The following is a 16,804-nucleotide window of genomic DNA, read 5'->3' on the forward strand; positions in this document are numbered from 1 at the left end:
CCGCTGATGTGGCTTTGCTGCTTTCCCCAAAGCGCTAGTTTTTATCAGAAAAAAGGCGTGGGTGCATCTAGTGATATCGATGTAGCTGTTATTTCAGGAACAGATCATCGTCATCCGGCTGCTGGTTCAGTAGCTGGTGATATTCGATTTCCCGCATCAGCACCTCCTGATCCAGAGGTTCCAGCACCCGGTTAAGCAGGGAAGAAGTGGGGTCCTTTTTCTCCAGCTTTACCTCCCGGTCCTTCCAGGGCACCACGTTCAGCACCGTGGGGGCTTCCTGTGTGCCGATCACATTGGTGGATGCTTCTTCCTGACCACCGCTTTCAGCGTGGCTGATTGCAGCGTATGCAAGGGCAGTCATTAGGAGTAAAAGGCGCATCAGTTCAGCTCTCCATTCTTGTTGCCGGCATCCTGGTTTGCCACCGGCTGGCTGGGTGCATCCGGTGCCCTGCGTTGCAGATCCACAATCCAGTTAGCCACATTCTCATCCGGAAGCTTCTGAAGGTTTTGGTAAGCCTGAAAATGCTCCAGAGCCAAATTCAGGTCCTGCATATAGAGCTCGGCGAGCACCGCAAGGTTGAAATGCGCACGGGCATATTTGGGGTCCAGCACCAACGCGCGCTCGTAATGAATGCGTGCATCATCGAACTGGCCTTGCTCACGCAATGCCAGACCCAGGCCGTTGTGGGCATAGGGGTTGGCATCGTTGATGGCCAGGGACTGTTCGAAGGCCTGTTGCGCCTTGGCGTAGTCTTCTTGCTCCATGTAGATCAGGCCCACATTGAGGTGCGGGCCGGACAGCTGCGGGAAACGTTCACCCAGTGAGCGAAACATCACCAGTGCTTCCTTGTCTTTCCCAGCCATCCGGGTCTGCAGGGCACGGGCATACTCCGCCATTGCCTGCTCGGCGTACTTTTCTACCGCAGGATCGTGGGGTACCGGTGGAATATGGATGGCATCACTATCAGCAGCAGCACCACCGTCTTTCTGTTGCTCGTACTTGCTGGTGCCGCCTTCGGCGGAGCCTTCCAGCCCGACACCCCCTTTGCTGGCACAGCCGGACAGCACCAGGGCAGCGAACAGTGCGGTGACCGCTCCCAGGCGGCCGCGATCAGTAAATGATGTCCACATAGCTTTCTACCTGTTCAAACTTCGCATAGCGGCCGGGAATCAGTTCTGCCAGGGCGCCAAAGCTCTTCTTTACCCACTGGTCGTAGATGTCGTCGGTGACCAGGTTGGTATTGGCGATCAAGATGTCGATGGCCTGGTCCTCGTAGGGGAAGGCCTTGTCTTCCAGCAGCATGGTGTACTCTTCCAGCTCCAGCTCATCCAGACCGTTCGGGCGTTCGGAGGCGATCAGGTCGCGGGCCAGTACCCGGTACATTTCGCCGATCTTGTAGTTGGCGGCGGTGGCATATTCCGCCACACCGATGTCCGCTACTGCCTGGTAATCCGCCAACGCTTTCTTCATTACTGCGGTCTTGGCGGCTAGCGAGGTTTTCAGCGGTTGCGTGAGCGCAATGCGCTTGAATTCCTCGAAGTTGGGCTCCGCCAGAGTAAAGCTGGCGTAGGCAGCCAGCCAGGCAACCCGGTCATTGGCATCACCACCGGCTTCCCGGTAGCTGGTTACCAGTTGCTGCAACCAATAACGCTCCCGTTCACTGTCGCCGGTTTTGCGATTCAGCTTCACCAGCCGGAACTGGGCTTCAGAGCGGAAATCGTAGGGCTGCGGCCATTCCCGAAGGTACTGCTGGTAGAGGGCAATGGAAGCTTGGGGCTGTTCGGCCCGGTCCTGCATTTCTGCCGCTTTCCACAGTGCCTGGCGGGAGAGCTCCGGATCGTCGCCCTTGTAATTGGCGGCAATCAGTTGCAACTCGCCGGCGGCAGCGGTGTAGTTGCCCTGCTTCTCGTAGGCAATAGCCAGCTTGTCCGGGATAGTGTCGGTGAGCGGATCGTCGGGATAGCGCTGACGGAAGGCTTCCAGAACCGGGATGGCATCGGCGCTGCGGCCCTGGTTGATGAACAGGGTGGCGGCATCGAATTCCGCGTTCTTGCGGACGGCGGCTTCTGGCACGGCCTGGCCCACACGGAGGAAGGTGGCAGCGGCCATATCCAGGTTACCCTGTTCCTGCTGCTGTTCGGCCTGACGGTAAATGCTGATCGCCAGTTTTTCCCGGTATTCCGTGCGCTGTTCGGTGGGCATCTGCATCTCGAGCAGTTTGCCATAGGCCATCTCGGCCACCTTGAAGCGACCCAGGTCGAACTCGCCATTGGCGATGGTGGCCCAGCCATAACGCATCAACTCGGCGGAGGGGGGCGGCTGGCGGTTGACCAGAAGGCCGGCCGTTTTTACGGCGCCTTCTACGTCACCCAGCGCGAGCTGATCTTCAGCGGTGTCATGCAGCACATTGGGGACTTCCGGATGTGCAGGGAAGCGCTGTCCGTATTGTTGGGCGCTGGCGATCTTCTTTTCCCGCCAGGTGCTTTCCTGTTCCGCATCCGGGTTGCTGTCAAGAATCTGCTGGTAGGCCACCAGGGCATTGAAGGCGGCATCACCGCCTTGCTCGTAATCCTGGTATTGATAGGCGGTGCGTTCGAATTCGCTAATGGCGGCCGGGTAATCTTCAGCAGCGTAAAGGACTTCCGCATAGCGGTGATTGACCTTGGCCTGGTCTTCGCTGGCTGGCGGCGTATCCAGATATTCCTGATACCAGCGCGCCGGGTCGCGGTAATCCGCCGGCTTGCCGGATTTCTGGGCGAGCACATGGTGGTATTCGGCCAGATCGAGGATGTGTCCCTTGAGCAGCGATACATACTCTTCACGAATGTCGGGGTGACGGCCCCAGTAATCGCTGTTGATGCCGTAGTGCTGGATAAATTTTTCCTTGGCCGGCAATACCAGGGTGGGGAATCCCCCTTTCTGGTAGGCATCGATCTGCAGGCTGGAAAATTCCGGCGCTAACGTGGAATCCGGGTAGACCTGAACAAACATGTCGAAGGCTTCTGCCGCATCCCGGAAACGTTCCTGGCTCAGGTAGACCTGACCCAGGGAACGGTAGATGTCCGGTTCATAATCCCGGTTACCGTTGCGGACAAACCACTTCTTCACCGACTGTGGGCCATCCAGATTACTAAATGCCAGGCTCACCACGCGCTGGGTATCGGCGAACAGTTTGTTTTCCATGCTGGTGTCATCATTCAGCTCACTGGAGCCGTTCAGATTATCCAGCAGGGTAAAAAAACTGCCCTGAGCCAGCTCGTAGTCGCCCAGTTTGTAATGGCTCCAGCCGTGCTTGTAGAGGGCCTGGTTATAGAATTCATTGTTGGCACCACGTTTGATGACGTCTGCGTAGGCTTTTTCCGCGTAGTCGTAATCGCCATCAGAGAACAGCATTTCGCCGCGACGGAACTGGGATTCCAGCGCCCATTCGCTGTTAGGGTATTGCTCAACCAGGGAGTCCAGACTGGCACGGGCCTGCTCCAGGTTGCCGTCCATGGCGTAGGCCTTGGACAGCAGATAATAGGCTTCGGCGCGCTGGTCAGGGTCATCGGTGCTGTCCAGCAGTTCCTGATACAGGGAGATGGCAGTGTTGTAGTCCACGTCCTGGTCGCCCAGTGAGGGCGCCATGGTGCCGGCCAGATCCAGCAGTGCCAGTTTGCGCTCGGTATCCGCGGTGGTGTTCACCTGTTCCATGGTGTTGTCGTAGACGACCTTGTCGACTCTTTGTTCGAGACGCTCGTTATCTGCGTCATCAATGCCCATTTCCTGTTCGGTGGCGGAAGACAGGGCAAGGTCGGCCATGCGACGAAGGGTTTTGGCGCGACGCTCTGGATCATCGAATAATTCGGCGGCCTGCCTGTAGCTATTCAAGGCATCCTGAGTGCTGGCACTCTCCAGCTGCTGTTCTTCGATGATGATGTCGGTGTTTTCCAGATCCGCCAGGGTGGTTCCCCTGAAGCGGGCCTGCTGCTCCAGGGTGCCGTTCTGTGGCGAAGAGGCGCAGCCGCCAAGGGCAATGATTGCGGCTGCCAGCCCATGCAGGCGAAATCGGTTCACGATCCTGTCCTCTGTTTGCTGCCGTCGGATACCGAAGAGTCCTGCAGGCGGGCGATGGCCAGATGGGCCTCGGCCAACTGGTCTGCCAGTTTCTGCTGGTTTGCCAGCAGAAGCGCGAGTGCATCCGCCTGCATGCTCTTTTCCAGAGCTTCAAGGGTGTCTTCGGTGAGACGTTTTATTTTTTCAATTCGCAGTGCCTGTCCGGCCAGTCGCTGGCCCAGGTCATCGCGGGTGCGCAGGGTGGCATCACGGATCTGCTGTTGCACGGCAGCGATTCGTTCGCCAAGCACACTGCTTTCTTCTCGTAATTGGGTAGCAGCTTGCTCCTGTTTTTCCCGCTGTTCTATCGACTGGTGGGCAATATCCCACAACAACAGGCCGCGCATCCGGCGCAGACGCAGGGCATTGTTATGGTTGGAGCCGGGCAGGGTGCCGAACTGGCGTGCCATGGCATCCACTTTCTTCCACATGATGGCCTGTTCGGCGCTGGCCACGTCTTCCGGCTTGCTCATGTCGACAAAATTGGGGATGGCGGCAGAGATCTTGTCGCTGGCCATGGCCAACTGCTCCTGCCGGCTCATATGGCGGGTCACTTGGCCGCGTACGTTGGGCAGGTTGCGGCTCAGGCTCTGCTGCTGGATCTGATAGGTCTCTTGCAAGGCAGGCAGGGACTGTTGCCATTTTTCCACCATGCTCTTGATCTGGTGAATCTGCCGGTAGTGTTCGAAGCGCTGGGCAAAGGCATTGCCGGAAAACAGCTTGTAGAGATAGGAGAGCTCGCTGCCCTGGGCCAGATCGCCGCTGTTGGCAGGCAGCAGATCCGCCTGGTTAGGATCTTCAGGTAGCAGCGCTTCCGACCAACCCGGTTTGGCAATGTTGTCGATGGCCTGCTGGATATCTTTCAATGCCTGACGGTATTCCACGGCAGCATACTGGTAGCCGGCCAGGGCTTGTGGCAGGCCGCCCAGCTCTTCATAGGCACGGGGGGCAAGCATGAGTGCTTCCTGCACGGAAGGGTGGCTGCTGTTACGGCGTACGGCCTCCAGCCATAATGGCAGGGCGCGTTTTACGTCTCCGGCCCGATAATTGGCAAGCCCCAGGGCGAGCAAGGCGTCTTCGGAAAAGGGGCCGTCGCTGCGTACCTGGCGCAAGTCAGTGCGGGCACTTTCCAGATTGCCTTCTTTTAACTCAGTAAGGCCGGAGGCGAGGGCCGCCCGGTCGCGCAAGGCGAGGGCCTGGTCAGAGCTGCCGCCGGCTTCCAGAAGGGATTTGAGCAGGGAAATCCCCTGTTTACGGTGGCCGCCGCGAATCAATGCTACGCCCATGTTGTAGGTGGCGTAGCGCCCCTCATCGGTGCTCAGGGGGACGGAGTGCAGGTAGTCCAGCGCGCCAGCGAAATCTTCTTCGGCCATGAAGATATTGGCCAGCATCAGACGCCGCCGGGCGTCGTCCGCCGGATCGAGGCCCTCCACGTTGTCGCCGTCGAGGATCATGGCGGCTTCCGCCAGATTGCCTTCCCGGTAATGCAGAGCCGCCTTATGCAGCCAGGTCTGGGCACGGGTGCGGCTGAGAATGTCTTTTTCCAGCAGACGGTTGAAGATCACCTCTGCCTTGCCGGGCAAGCCATAGGTGACATAGAGGTCACCAAGCAACAGTTCGGCGTAGTCGGTATCCTCGTTGAATAGCGCCTGCTCCTGGTTGACCAGCAGCTTGTTGATGGCATTGAAGTTGGCATGGCGATAGTAGTCGAACATGACTTCGCCGAAGGCCAGGTAGCGGTGCTCCTCTACGCCAAGAGGAATAGGCCCTTCGTTGATGTCATCGAAAAATTCGACTTTTGCCGCCTGGGCGGGAGACAACAGGGTGGCGAGGCACGCCGCGACCAGCCACCGTTTTCGCCGCAGCTGTGTCATTGCTGGTTCCACTCACGGAATTCAAACTTGTGCTGTTGCTTGTTCAGGTCGTCCACCACCTGCATTTCCACCATTTTCTTGCCCGCCCCCTTGGTGAAGGTATAACTGGTGGTTTTCTGGTAATCCTTGCCGAGTGGATCGTAGCCGGTGATGGTGGCTTCCATCACATGACGACCACTGGCCAGGTTGCCGGTATAAAGGCGCTGGATACCGCCCTTGGTGAGGGCCTCGAATTCCTGGTCGCTGTAAAAGTGGTAACCCACGTGTTCGCCATCAATGGTCAGATTGATGTCGACCAGGCGAATCGGGGTGCCCACATCCACGGAGACAAAGATGCTGGTTTGCGGGCTGGCGTAGAGTAGCTCCTGCTCCAGCAGGGTGAGATCCCGGTTCAGGTCCAGGGCTTCGCTTTTCAGCTGGCGGATCTGCTCGGACAGACCATCGTCATCAGCGGCGCTGGCGACCGTACACAGGCCGACAAGGAAGGCGCCGCACAGGGGCAAGAGTGCTTTCATGGGGTGGCGATCGCTTTATATGTTGTTGTTATTGGCCGGTAACCCGGCTGGCATAGTGCCTAGTTGTAATCAGAAGAATGCCTTAAATCAAGGGGAACAGTCAGTCATTATTGGCCGTGAGAGCCGATTTTGGTGGCTTCTATAGTCAAGGAATTGCGTTTAATCGATATGAAATTGCCATTGTTACTGCAGCAGGTCCTGAATCAGGCTGGCCTGGAAGGTGATTGGATCCTGACTCCGGTGGCGGGCGGCGACACCGCCCGTAGCGGGGTACTTGAAGGCGGTGAGAGTCGTTTTTTCGTCAAACAGCATCGTAATCCTCTGCTGCTGGAAGCGGAAGCGCGGGGCTTGGAGGCTCTGGGGGAAACCCTGAGCGTTCCCCGGGTGGTGCATTGTTGCTCTACCAGTGAAGGCGGGATATTGATTCTGGAGTACTTGCCCATTGCTCCCCTGACGGGCAGCAGCCAGTGGATGGCCGCCGGAGCGGCACTGGCTCGCTTGCACCGAGCGGAAGGGCCTGCCCGCTACGGCAGTCACCCTGACAACTTTATCGGTGCCAGCCCGCAGAGCAACACGGACCACAGCGACTGGGTCGCCTTTTTTGCCAACGAAAGGCTGATGCCCCAACTGCAACGGGCGCGTCAGCGGGGGCTGCCGGCAGTGGCCGCGGAGCGGACCGGGCAGGTTATCGAGCAGTTGGACCGTTGGCTGCCTTCCAAACCGCCCTGTGCCCGTGTCCACGGTGATCTGTGGCAGGGCAATCTGGGCCAGGTGAATGGCGAGCCGGTGTTCTTCGATCCGGCCTGTTATCATGGCGATCCGCAGGTGGATCTGGCCATGCTCAACCTGTTTGGTGGTGTGCCGGCGGCGTTCTACCAGGGCTATCAAGCGGAGCACCCCGCAACGCTGAGGTACCAGGCCTGGCCAGTGTATGACCTGTATCATTGGCTGAATCACTACAACCTTTTCGGAGGTCAGTATGCCCGGGCCGTGGATGACACCGCCCGCCGCCTGCTGGCCACCCGCTGACAGGAAAACCGATGCAGATCATTGCCGATGCCAACATGCCGGGCCTGGAACCCTTTGACGCCATGGGGGCCGTAACCCGGGTGGATGGTCGCAGCCTGACCCGTCAGCAGTTGGGCGAAGCAGAGGTATTGCTGGTGCGCTCGGTGACCCGGGTGGATGCCGGACTGCTGGCAGGCTCCCGGGTGCGGTTTGTGGGCTCGGCAACCATCGGCACGGATCATGTGGATCTGGCCTATCTTCAGGAACAGGGTATCCGCTTCGCCCACGCCCCGGGCTGCAATGCCCGGGCGGTGGCGGAGTATGTGTTACAGGCGGTGCTGTTACTCTGTCAGGCCCGCAACCGCTCCCCAGTAGGCGCAACGGCGGCGGTGGTGGGGCTGGGCAATGTGGGGCACCGGGTGGCCGACTGGCTGACCGACCTGGGAATGAACGTGCGTGCCTGTGACCCGCCGCTGGCAGAACAGGGCTACGAAGGTCCCTACCAGTTGGAACCCCTGGATGCCATGCTCGAGGCTGATCTGATTACCTTGCATGTGCCGCTGACAGACAGTGGTGGCCATGCCACCCGGCACCTGCTGGATGCGGTCAGATTGTCGCGGCTGTCTGCGTCGCAGATGCTGATCAATACCTGCCGAGGGCCGGTGATCGATAACGACGCCTTGCTGGCACGGCTGCAGGGCGGCCGTGGACCGGCCACCATTCTGGATGTCTGGGAAACCGAGCCGTTGGTGCCGGCGGCGCTGTTCGAGCAGGTGCTGCTGGGCTCACCACACATTGCCGGCTACAGCGCCGAAGGCAAGCTGAAGGGTACCCGGATGCTGTATCAGGCGTTCTGTGACTGGCTGGATGTGGAGGCAGAACCGGCGCCGGTGTCGGCCAGCAATAAGATCATCCAGAGGCCGGTGGCAAACGAGGACGATTTGCTCAGGGTGTTGCAGGTGGCGTACCGGTTATCGGAGGATCATCAGCGGCTGGGCGATAGCCTGACCTCAGCTGAGCCAGGCAAGGCCTTCGACCGGCTGCGCAAGGAATACCCGGTGCGCCACGAGCTTCATGACTGGCTCTACCAGGGCGACATAGGCGCCCCGTGGCAGGGGATTATGCGCCGGCTTTTTGCGCGGACTTGAGCGGTCGGGCAGGGGGCTGCCAGCTTTTTTCCAGATGCTGAAACGCCTGCTGGATCATCGCTTCGGTAATGGGAATTTCCCGGCCCTGCTCATCAATGATGGCGCCACCGTGGAAATTCTGGCCGGGTTGCTGGCTGTCGAGATTCATGGCTGCATCCCTGTCAATATGCATGGTTAAGTCGTTTATTTAGGCGCTGGTCCACTTGGACAGCAATGCCATTTTTGTATCTGGATATGACCGCTTTATGAAAGTCGACCAAAGTCTCTGTCTCGGTGTGCTGGTTAACCCTTATGCGGGGCTCGGCGGCAGCGTGGCCCTGAAGGGTAGTGATGGCGAGGAAACCCGCGAAGAGGCGCTGCGCCGGGGCGCGGAGCCCCAGGCGCCTGCCCGTATGAGCCGTGCACTCAAGGCGCTTTGCGGCGCAAAGAACCTGACCGTGCTGACCTGGGCCGGCGAGATGGGCGAGGCAAGCTGCCGGGACGCCGGATTGCCCTGTCAGGTGATCGGTGAGTCCACCATGCCCAGCGGTCCGCAGGACACCCGCCGGGCAGCTGAGGCGCTGAAAAGCGCCGGTGCTGAGCTGATTCTGTTCGCTGGCGGGGACGGTACTGCACGGGATCTGGTGGATGCGTTGGGGCAGGCAACGCCGGTACTGGGCGTGCCTGCCGGCTGCAAGATGCACTCTGCGGTTTATGCCATCAATCCGGAAGCAGCCGGCAGCCTGCTGGCAGAACTGGCCTGTGGCGAACTGGTGGGCCTGGAACTGGCAGAGGTGCGGGATATCGATGAAGCGGCATTTCGCGAAGGCGTGGTCCGCGCTCGCCATTACGGTGAGTTGCAGGTCCCCGCCGAAGCCAGATACCTGCAGCAGGTCAAGTGTGGTGGCCGGGAAGTGGAAGATCTGGTAGTTACCGAAGTGGCCGCCTGGATGGCGGACAGCCTGGAAGAAGATACCTATTACCTGATGGGCTCGGGCTCCACGGTGGCCCTGGTGATGGAGCAGCTGGGCCTGGAAAACACCCTGCTGGGGGTGGATCTGGTCTACAACCACCAAGTGGTAGGCCGGGATCTGGGCGCACGAGCATTGCTGGAACAGATCGGTGACGCCCCGGCCCGGGCGGTCATTACCGTTATTGGCGGCCAGGGCCACCTGTTCGGTCGTGGCAACCAGCAATTCAGCCCGGCCCTGATTCGCCGCCTCGGCAAGGACAATATCCACATCCTTGCCAGCCGCACCAAACTGAAAACCCTGGAAGGGCGGCCACTGGTGGTGGATACCGGTGACGCGGAACTCGACAGGGAATTGTGCGGATTGTGGCCGGTGACTACCGGGTATGAGGATCAGGTGTTGTATCGGGTAAGCACGGAGGCAGTTAACAGTGAATAGTTAACAGTGAACAGCGCCGCGATAGGGGGTGTCATGCTTTGAAACGCAAGAGGCCGCGCCCAAGCTATGGACGCGGCCTCTTGTCTTTCAGTGATGACGCGCTGGAACGCGTCGCTGTTAACTGTTCACTATCCTCAGCCGTGCCGCTTTTCCTGCAGGGCGGCAATCCGATCATCCAGCGGCGGGTGGGAGGCAAACAAGGCCTTGAAGCCCTTGGCCAGGCCGGAGTTGATGCCGAAGGCCACCAGGGTATCCGGCATCTGGTTAGGCATCTGGGATTCGGCCTTCAGGCGCTGCAGGGCAGAGATCATGTCGCGGCGTTCTGCCAGCTGAGCGCCGGCTACGTCGGCCCGGTATTCCCGGAAGCGGGAGAACCACATGACAATAGCGCTGGCGGCAATGCCAAAGATGATCTCGGCCACGATCACCACAATGTAGTAGCCGAAGCCCAGGCCGCCACCACCGTCACGGCGCATGAAGCTGTCCACCACATAGCCCACCACACGGGCGGCAAAGATCACGAAGGTATTTACCACGCCCTGCACCAGGCTCAGTGTGACCATGTCGCCGTTGGCCACGTGACCGATTTCGTGGGCCAGTACCGCGCGTACCTCTTCCGGGCGGAAGCGGGACAGCAGGCCCTGGGAAACCGCGACAAGGGCCGCATTCTTGTTCCAGCCGGTGGCAAAGGCATTGGATTGCTGGGCCGGGAAAATACCGACTTCCGGCATCTTGATGCCAGCCTTGTCGGACAGCTCCTTCACTGTCTGCAACAGCCATCGTTCGGCGTCATTGCCAGGCTGCTCGATGATCTTCACCCGCGCCGACCATTTGGCCATGGGCTTGGAAATCAGCAGGGAAATCAGCGAGCCGGCAAAACCGAATACGGCACTGAAAATCAGCAGGCTGGTCAGATCCAGCCCGGAACCGCTGGCGGCAAAATAGGAATTCACCCCGAGCAGGCTCAGGGTAATGCTGGCGACCACAATCACCGCCAGGTTGGTTAGCAGATAAAGCGCAATGCGCATCATCGTCGGTTGTCTCCACGTTTCATCGTAAAACCTGATTATGGGGGCGAGGGACGTGAAGGCAAGGTATACTGCGCGGCAAAATTTACCCGCCACATTCACTCCTGGTCCTATGCATCCCTCCGAACTGTCAGACCTGCTTGCCCCTTACCTGGTTCCCCCCACACAACCTCGTCACCGCCTTTTTCACGGCCGGGGTAAAACCGTGCCCGCCCTGGAGTGGCTGACCATCGATCGCTTTGCACCGGTGTTGGTGGCCACCATATTCCGGGCTCAGGATGAGGCTATCCTGCAGGCGCTGGAAGCCAGCCTGACAACAGCACTGGACGCCCAGGGCTGTGACACTCTGGTGGTCCAGCATCGCTATGACGGCAAAGCCGAGAATGTGCTGGTGTGTGGCGAACTGCCCGAGTTGCCGCTGGTGCAGGAAGATGGCCTGGTCTACAAGCTGGATTTCCAGCGTGGGCAGAACTTGGGATTCTTTGCCGATATGGCGCAGGGGCGGCGCTGGATTCGTGAGCGCGCCGAGGGCAAGAAGGTCCTTAACCTGTTCAGCTTTACCTGCAGTTTTTCCGTGGCGGCCCTGGCCGGCGGTGCGGAATCGGTGGTGAATATTGATCTCTCTGATCCGGCGCTCAGACTGGGGCAGCAGAACCATGGGCTCAACGGGTTTGAAGATGCCAAGGTGCATTACCTGCCACACAACATTTTCCGCAGCTGGAAAAAGCTACACAGTCTTGGGCGCTACGACATCATCGTGATTGATCCCCCCAGCGCCCAGAAGGGCAGTTTCATGGTGGAGAAGGACTACCCAAAGGTGCTGAAGAAACTGCATAAACTGCTGGCCCCTGAGGCGGAGATCCTGGCCTGCGTCAATGCGCCCTGGCTGGATTATGCCTGGCTGGAAAGCTGTATCGAGGAGAATCTGCCAGGAGCAGAGCGGGCAGGGCGTTTACCGGGAGCTCCGGGATTTGACGAAGCCGGGGAGCCGGCCCTGAAGACGGTGCACTACCACTACCGGCGCCCGGCAGAGCTCGATAGTTGAGACAGATCGCAGGCGATTGCTCGCGCAGTAACCGGCCACCGTGCGCATCGGCAACGGGCGGGGATTAAAAGCCGTCTTCGGTGACGAAGTGCTGGTTATCATCCTGTTTGATGAGATCGGAAAACTCTTCAGCCTGTACCGGTTCTGGGTTCCGTGATAGCAGATAACGTACCACCGCCGTTGTTCGCACCGAATCCTGTGCCCGGATCGCCTGCAGGAACTGTTCGGCCAGAGTTGCCTTCTCGTGCTTTACAGTGGCGGGGAGCGTCGGGTCGGTGTTGTCTAGGCGCAGCTCGCTGATGGCGGTCAATAATACAAATGCCTTGTTGGTCAGTACGGCCTGCTCGATGCCTTCCTGAAAAATTGTCGCCTCATAACGCAGCAGACCTTCCTCCGCCAGCCACAGCATGGCGCCCAGGCAAGCCATATGACGACTGCTGTGCAATCCCACATCGTCTACCTCCGTGGGCCCGATAATGTCTTCCACGTACAGCGCGCCGGGGCGCGGGAAGCTCATATAGGCCTGCATGAGAATGCGGGCAACGTCGTGGCTGAAATCGTCGATGTGCAGGTGTGACATGGGCGGCTCTTTTAAAGCAACTGCAGGAGCGCCGCCAGCGACACTCCTGCAAATAAGTCCGGGAATAAATCCCTGTTATTTTTTTCGTACCCGGTCCAGATAACGGGCAATGCGGCCGATGGAATCTTCCAGGTCATCCACCCGGGGCAGGAATACTACCCGGAAGTGATCCGGGTCTGGCCAGTTGAAGGCAGTGCCCTGAACGATCAGTACCTTTTCCTCGCGAAGCAGGTCCAGCGCGAAGGCTTCGTCGTCTTCGAAGGGGAAGACTTTGGGATCCAGTTTCGGGAAAAGATACAGCGCGGACTTGGGTTTCACGCAGCTGACTCCGGGAATGGAATCGAGCATATCCCAGGCCAGGTCTCGTTGGCGGCCTAGACGGCCGGTGGGCAACACCAGGTCGTTGATACTCTGATAGCCGCCCAGGGCGGTCTGGATCGCATGCTGGCTGGGCACATTGGCACACAGACGCATGCTGGCCAGCATATCCAGGCCCTCTATGTAGCTTTCCGCCTGATGCTTGGCACCGGAAATCACCATCCAGCCGGCCCGGAAACCGGCGGCACGGTAGTTCTTGGACAGGCCGTTAAAGGTGACGAACAGCAGGTCGTCGGCCATGGAGGCAATGGAAGTATGCACCTCACCGTCGTAGAGAATCTTGTCGTAGATTTCGTCGGCGAAGACGATCAGCTTGTTCTCGCGGGCAATCTGCAGCAGTTCCTGCAGCAGCGCCGGCTCATAGTTGGCGCCAGTGGGGTTGTTCGGGTTGATGATCACCAGGGCCTTGGTGTTCTTGTTCACCTTGGCACGAATATCATCAATGGCCGGTTGCCAGTCCTGTTTCTCGTCGCACAGATAATGCACAGGAGTGCCACCGGACATGCGCACGGCGGCAGTCCACAGGGGATAGTCCGGTGCCGGTAGCAGCACTTCGTCGCCACTGTTGAGCAGGGCCTGCATGGACATGACAATCAACTCGGAGACGCCATTGCCGATGATCACATCGTCTACGGTGACGCCTTCAATGCCCTTGGTCTGGGTATACTGCATGACCGCTTTTCGTGCCGGGAACAGGCCCTTGGAGTGACAGTAACCGGTGGATTCCGGCAGGTTGCTGATCACATCCTGAAGCAGCTCTTCCGGTGCCTCGAAGCCGAACGGGGCCGGATTGCCAATGTTCAGCTTGATGACCCGATGGCCTTCGTCTTCAAGGCGGTGGGCTTCACGCAGCACCGGGCCGCGGATGTCGTAACATACGCCGCGCAGTTTGTCGGATTTGTTGACGTGGTATTGGTCGATTGTCATGCCGGTCCTGTTCAATTGGATAGCGCAAGGCACCGATTCTACAATGCCGCTAAATTACTGTATATCAAGGGAACCTCTGGCTTCCTGACTTTACCGGAGCACACTGTGACCCCATTCAAGGATTTGTTGGCCCTGGCGGTAAACCGTAAGGGCTCTCTGCAGGCCGTTGAGGTGCAACTGCCCACCGTGGCGGATGCAGATACCCTGCGCAGCCGCGATGATGCTTTCTATCTTTCGGCCCTGACCCGGCGCATTTTCCGGGCCGGGCTCAAGCATTCCCTGGTGGACAATAAGTGGCCGGCTTTCGAGGAAGCCTTTTTCGGCTTTGATCCGGAAAAGCTGGTACTGATGCCGGATACCATGCTGGACGAGCGCATGCAGGACACCCGCCTGATCCGTCACTGGGGCAAGATGAAAGCGATTCGCCACAATGCCCAGTTGGTGCTGGATCTGGCGGAGGAGTACGGCAGCATGGGTAACTGGCTGGCGGACTGGCCGGCCGACGATACCGTGGGCATGTGGCTGCTGCTCAAGAAGCGCGGTAAACAACTCGGTGGCAACTCAGGCGCCGCTTTTCTGCGCATGGTGGGGCGCGATACCTGGTATCCCACCGGCGACGTGATCGCCGCCCTGAAAGCCCAGAACATCATCGACAAGCCCCCGGCCAGCCAGCGCGACCAGCGGGCCGCCCAGGCGGCGTTCAACGCCTGGCAGAAGGAGAGTGGCTGGCCCCAGGCACATATCAGCAAGGTACTGGCATTTACCATTGGCTGAAGTGTCCCCATACCGCGGTGGTGCAGTTCTTGATGCCGCCCCTCAGATAAATGATAATGACTCTCCTTTTCATGATGAACCGGATTCATTTTCATGACTGCTGTTCCCGCCCTGGGGCGTCTCGCCGCCGTTCTGACCTCGCTACTCTTCCTTAGCCTGCCTGCCTTAGCCAACAACCAGACTGCACTGGTGCAGTTGGTGGAATACGTGGGGGCGGATTACATCAATGCGGTGGTGGATGGCGAGATCGTCAGCCCGGAAGAATACGCCGAGATGGAAGAGTTCACGGCTCTGTTGGCGGAAGGGGTGGTACAGCTGCCGGATGCTGATGGTAAGCAAGGCCTGCAGGATCAGGCGGATGCCCTGCAACAAGCGGTGATCGACAAGGCCGCCGAGCCCCGTATCAAGGAGCTGGCCCAGTCTATTCGCGCCACCCTTGTCACCGTTTATGGTATCCCGGTGTCGCCAAAAGCAGCGCCGGATCTGGAGCGCGCGGCTGAGCTGTATCAAACCCAGTGCGCTGCCTGCCATGGCGCCGAGGGGCGGGGTGATGGGCCCGCTGGCGCGGCAATGGAACCGGCTCCCACCGATTTTACCGAAGTGGCCCGCTACAACGGCCGCTCGTTGCTGGGTCTGCATACAACCATCACCCAGGGGGTAGATGGCACCGGTATGGCTGCCTACGGCGATACCCTCAGTGACAAGGACCGCTGGGCCCTGGCGTTTTACGTGGGCGCAAAAGCGGTCAGCGATGAGATGGCCGAAACTGGCAAGGCCGCCTTCAACCGGATTCCCGGCATGAAGACCTCCCTGACCCTGGATACCCTGGTGGCCCAGGCCCCGGAAGATGTACTGAAAGAGCAGGGTGAGCAGGCTTATGCGGCCCTGGGCTATCTGCGTCGGGAGCCGTCCGCACTGTTCAACGAAAACCGCTTTATTGCCTTGAGTGATGAGCGTTTGAAGGAAGCCGAGCTGGCGTACCGCAACGGTGATGGTCAGGCTGCCCGGAGCGCGGCCTTGTCCGCCTATCTGGACGGTTTCGAGATGATCGAGCAGCAGTTGGCGGCGGTGGATGGCGACCTCATGCGTCGGGCCGAGGCGGATTTCATGGCCGTGCGTGAAGCTATTGATCGCAGCCACGATGCAGATATTGTCAGTGAGCGGGTGGCGACAGCGCGCGCCTCCCTGGCTGAAGCCGCGGATGCGTTGTCCGGTGACGGACTGAGCCCGGCGGCAACCTTCTCTGCCAGCTTTTTCATCCTGTTCCGCGAAGGTCTGGAAGCCCTGCTGGTGGTAGCTGCACTGCTCACTTTTACCCGCAAGGCCAATGCGGTGAGCGCCACCCGGCATATTCATCTGGGCTGGATCGCTGCTCTGGTGGCCGGTGGCCTGACCTGGTATGCGGCCAATTCCCTGATTACCTTCAGTGGCGCTTCCCGGGAAATGACCGAAGGGGTGGCCGGGGTGGTCGCGGCGCTGATCCTGTTCTACGTGGGTTTCTGGATGCACAACAACAGCCACAGCCAGAAATGGCTGGGGTATATCCGCAACAAGGTGGACGATGCCCTTGGTAGTGGCACCATCTGGGTACTGACGTTTGTATCCTTTATTTCGGTGTATCGGGAGATCTTCGAAACCATCCTGTTCTACCAGGCCCTCTGGAGTCAGGTGACCGCGGCGACCCAGGCTTTCCTGTTTTATGGTATCGGTGTAGCGGTGGCAGCCCTGGCGCTAGTCTGCTTCCTGTTCTTCCGCATTGGTATGACGCTGCCCCTGAGCCTGTTCTTCCGGGTGACCAGCCTGGTGCTGCTGGTGCTCTCGGTGGTGCTGTTGGGCCGGGGTATTGCTGCCCTGCAGGAAGCCGGCGTATTGAATGCCTATTACCTGGGAGTCCCCACCATTGAGTGGCTGGGCTTCTTCCCCACCATGCAGGGTGTGATGGCCCAGGTACTCGCGGTGTTGCTCGGTGCGGTGTTGTGGTTGCGGGGCAACAAGCAGCAGGCGTGATGGCTCGCTACCCTGTATGGGTGTTTAATCGGCTGT

15 protein-coding genes are annotated in these 16,804 nt (G+C 59.4%); 6 read left to right on the forward strand and 9 right to left on the reverse strand.

Going from position 1 to position 16,804, the window contains the following annotated elements; all coding sequences use genetic code 11:
- Positions 1 to 88 precede the first annotated feature (88 nt).
- The 5 genes from KZ772_RS02350 to KZ772_RS02370 are packed head-to-tail and all read right to left on the reverse strand — an operon-like array spanning position 89 to position 6,485.
- Positions 89 to 379 carry a hypothetical protein gene (locus KZ772_RS02350; protein WP_290538284.1) on the reverse strand — a complete coding sequence of 97 codons (291 nt, stop codon included), beginning with the start codon at positions 377 to 379 and terminating at the stop codon, positions 89 to 91.
- Complete coding sequence (locus KZ772_RS02355) at positions 379 to 1,131, reverse strand: tetratricopeptide repeat protein (protein ID WP_290538285.1); 753 nt, start codon at positions 1,129 to 1,131, stop codon at positions 379 to 381. Before KZ772_RS02355 ends, KZ772_RS02350 begins: the two co-directional genes overlap by 1 nt.
- Complete coding sequence (locus KZ772_RS02360; RefSeq protein ID WP_290538286.1) at positions 1,112 to 4,057, reverse strand: tetratricopeptide repeat protein; 2,946 nt, start codon at positions 4,055 to 4,057, stop codon at positions 1,112 to 1,114. Before KZ772_RS02360 ends, KZ772_RS02355 begins: the two co-directional genes overlap by 20 nt.
- Positions 4,054 to 5,970, reverse strand: a complete 1,917-nt coding sequence (locus tag KZ772_RS02365) for a tetratricopeptide repeat protein (protein ID WP_290538287.1) — start codon at positions 5,968 to 5,970, stop codon at positions 4,054 to 4,056. The genes KZ772_RS02360 and KZ772_RS02365 overlap by 4 nt, the downstream gene beginning before the upstream one ends.
- On the reverse strand, positions 5,967 to 6,485 hold the full coding sequence (locus KZ772_RS02370; RefSeq protein WP_290538288.1) for a hypothetical protein: 519 nt from the start codon (positions 6,483 to 6,485) through the stop codon (positions 5,967 to 5,969). Before KZ772_RS02370 ends, KZ772_RS02365 begins: the two co-directional genes overlap by 4 nt.
- 168 nt (positions 6,486 to 6,653) lie before the next feature.
- Here KZ772_RS02370 and KZ772_RS02375 point away from each other — a divergent pair, with 168 nt between their 5' ends.
- Together KZ772_RS02375 and KZ772_RS02380 are read left to right on the forward strand one after the other, a co-directional pair.
- Positions 6,654 to 7,514, forward strand: coding sequence for a fructosamine kinase family protein (locus KZ772_RS02375; protein ID WP_290538289.1), 861 nt, complete (start codon positions 6,654 to 6,656; stop codon positions 7,512 to 7,514).
- 11 nt (positions 7,515 to 7,525) lie between these two features.
- On the forward strand, positions 7,526 to 8,641 hold the full coding sequence (locus tag KZ772_RS02380) for a 4-phosphoerythronate dehydrogenase (RefSeq protein WP_290538290.1): 1,116 nt from the start codon (positions 7,526 to 7,528) through the stop codon (positions 8,639 to 8,641).
- Here the strand turns inward: KZ772_RS02380 and KZ772_RS02385 are convergent.
- Entirely contained in the window at positions 8,613 to 8,813 is a 201-nt protein-coding gene (locus KZ772_RS02385; protein WP_290538291.1) for a PA1571 family protein, read from the reverse strand. The genes KZ772_RS02380 and KZ772_RS02385 overlap by 29 nt on opposite strands.
- Before the next feature lie 73 nt (positions 8,814 to 8,886).
- Here KZ772_RS02385 and KZ772_RS02390 point away from each other — a divergent pair, with 73 nt between their 5' ends.
- Complete coding sequence (locus KZ772_RS02390) at positions 8,887 to 10,029, forward strand: ATP-NAD kinase family protein (protein WP_290538292.1); 1,143 nt, start codon at positions 8,887 to 8,889, stop codon at positions 10,027 to 10,029.
- Between the two features lie 134 nt (positions 10,030 to 10,163).
- On the opposite strand, the gene htpX is transcribed toward KZ772_RS02390, so the two are convergent.
- Positions 10,164 to 11,060, reverse strand: a complete 897-nt coding sequence (gene htpX / locus KZ772_RS02395) for a protease HtpX (protein ID WP_290538293.1) — start codon at positions 11,058 to 11,060, stop codon at positions 10,164 to 10,166.
- Between the two features lie 109 nt (positions 11,061 to 11,169).
- Between htpX and KZ772_RS02400 the strand changes: the two genes are divergently transcribed.
- A complete protein-coding gene (locus KZ772_RS02400; protein ID WP_290538294.1) occupies positions 11,170 to 12,102 on the forward strand; it encodes a class I SAM-dependent methyltransferase in 933 nt (310 codons plus the stop codon).
- Between the two features lie 64 nt (positions 12,103 to 12,166).
- Here the strand turns inward: KZ772_RS02400 and KZ772_RS02405 are convergent, their stop codons facing one another.
- Together KZ772_RS02405 and KZ772_RS02410 are read right to left on the reverse strand one after the other, a co-directional pair.
- A complete protein-coding gene (locus KZ772_RS02405) occupies positions 12,167 to 12,682 on the reverse strand; it encodes a hypothetical protein (protein ID WP_290538295.1) in 516 nt (171 codons plus the stop codon).
- 75 nt (positions 12,683 to 12,757) lie between these two features.
- Positions 12,758 to 13,987, reverse strand: a complete 1,230-nt coding sequence (locus tag KZ772_RS02410) for a pyridoxal phosphate-dependent aminotransferase (protein ID WP_290538296.1) — start codon at positions 13,985 to 13,987, stop codon at positions 12,758 to 12,760.
- 105 nt (positions 13,988 to 14,092) lie between these two features.
- On the opposite strand from KZ772_RS02410, the gene KZ772_RS02415 reads away from it, so the two are divergent.
- Positions 14,093 to 14,761, forward strand: a complete 669-nt coding sequence (locus KZ772_RS02415) for a DNA-3-methyladenine glycosylase I (RefSeq protein WP_290538297.1) — start codon at positions 14,093 to 14,095, stop codon at positions 14,759 to 14,761.
- A gap of 93 nt (positions 14,762 to 14,854) precedes the next feature.
- Positions 14,855 to 16,768: an FTR1 family protein gene (locus tag KZ772_RS02420; protein WP_290538298.1), complete on the forward strand. Its 1,914-nt coding sequence runs from the start codon at positions 14,855 to 14,857 to the stop codon at positions 16,766 to 16,768.
- The last annotated feature ends 36 nt before the right edge of the window (positions 16,769 to 16,804 follow it).

Origin of the sequence: Alcanivorax sp. (assembly GCF_019431375.1) — a bacterium.
In the GTDB taxonomy this organism is placed as follows: domain Bacteria; phylum Pseudomonadota; class Gammaproteobacteria; order Pseudomonadales; family Alcanivoracaceae; genus Alcanivorax; species Alcanivorax jadensis_A.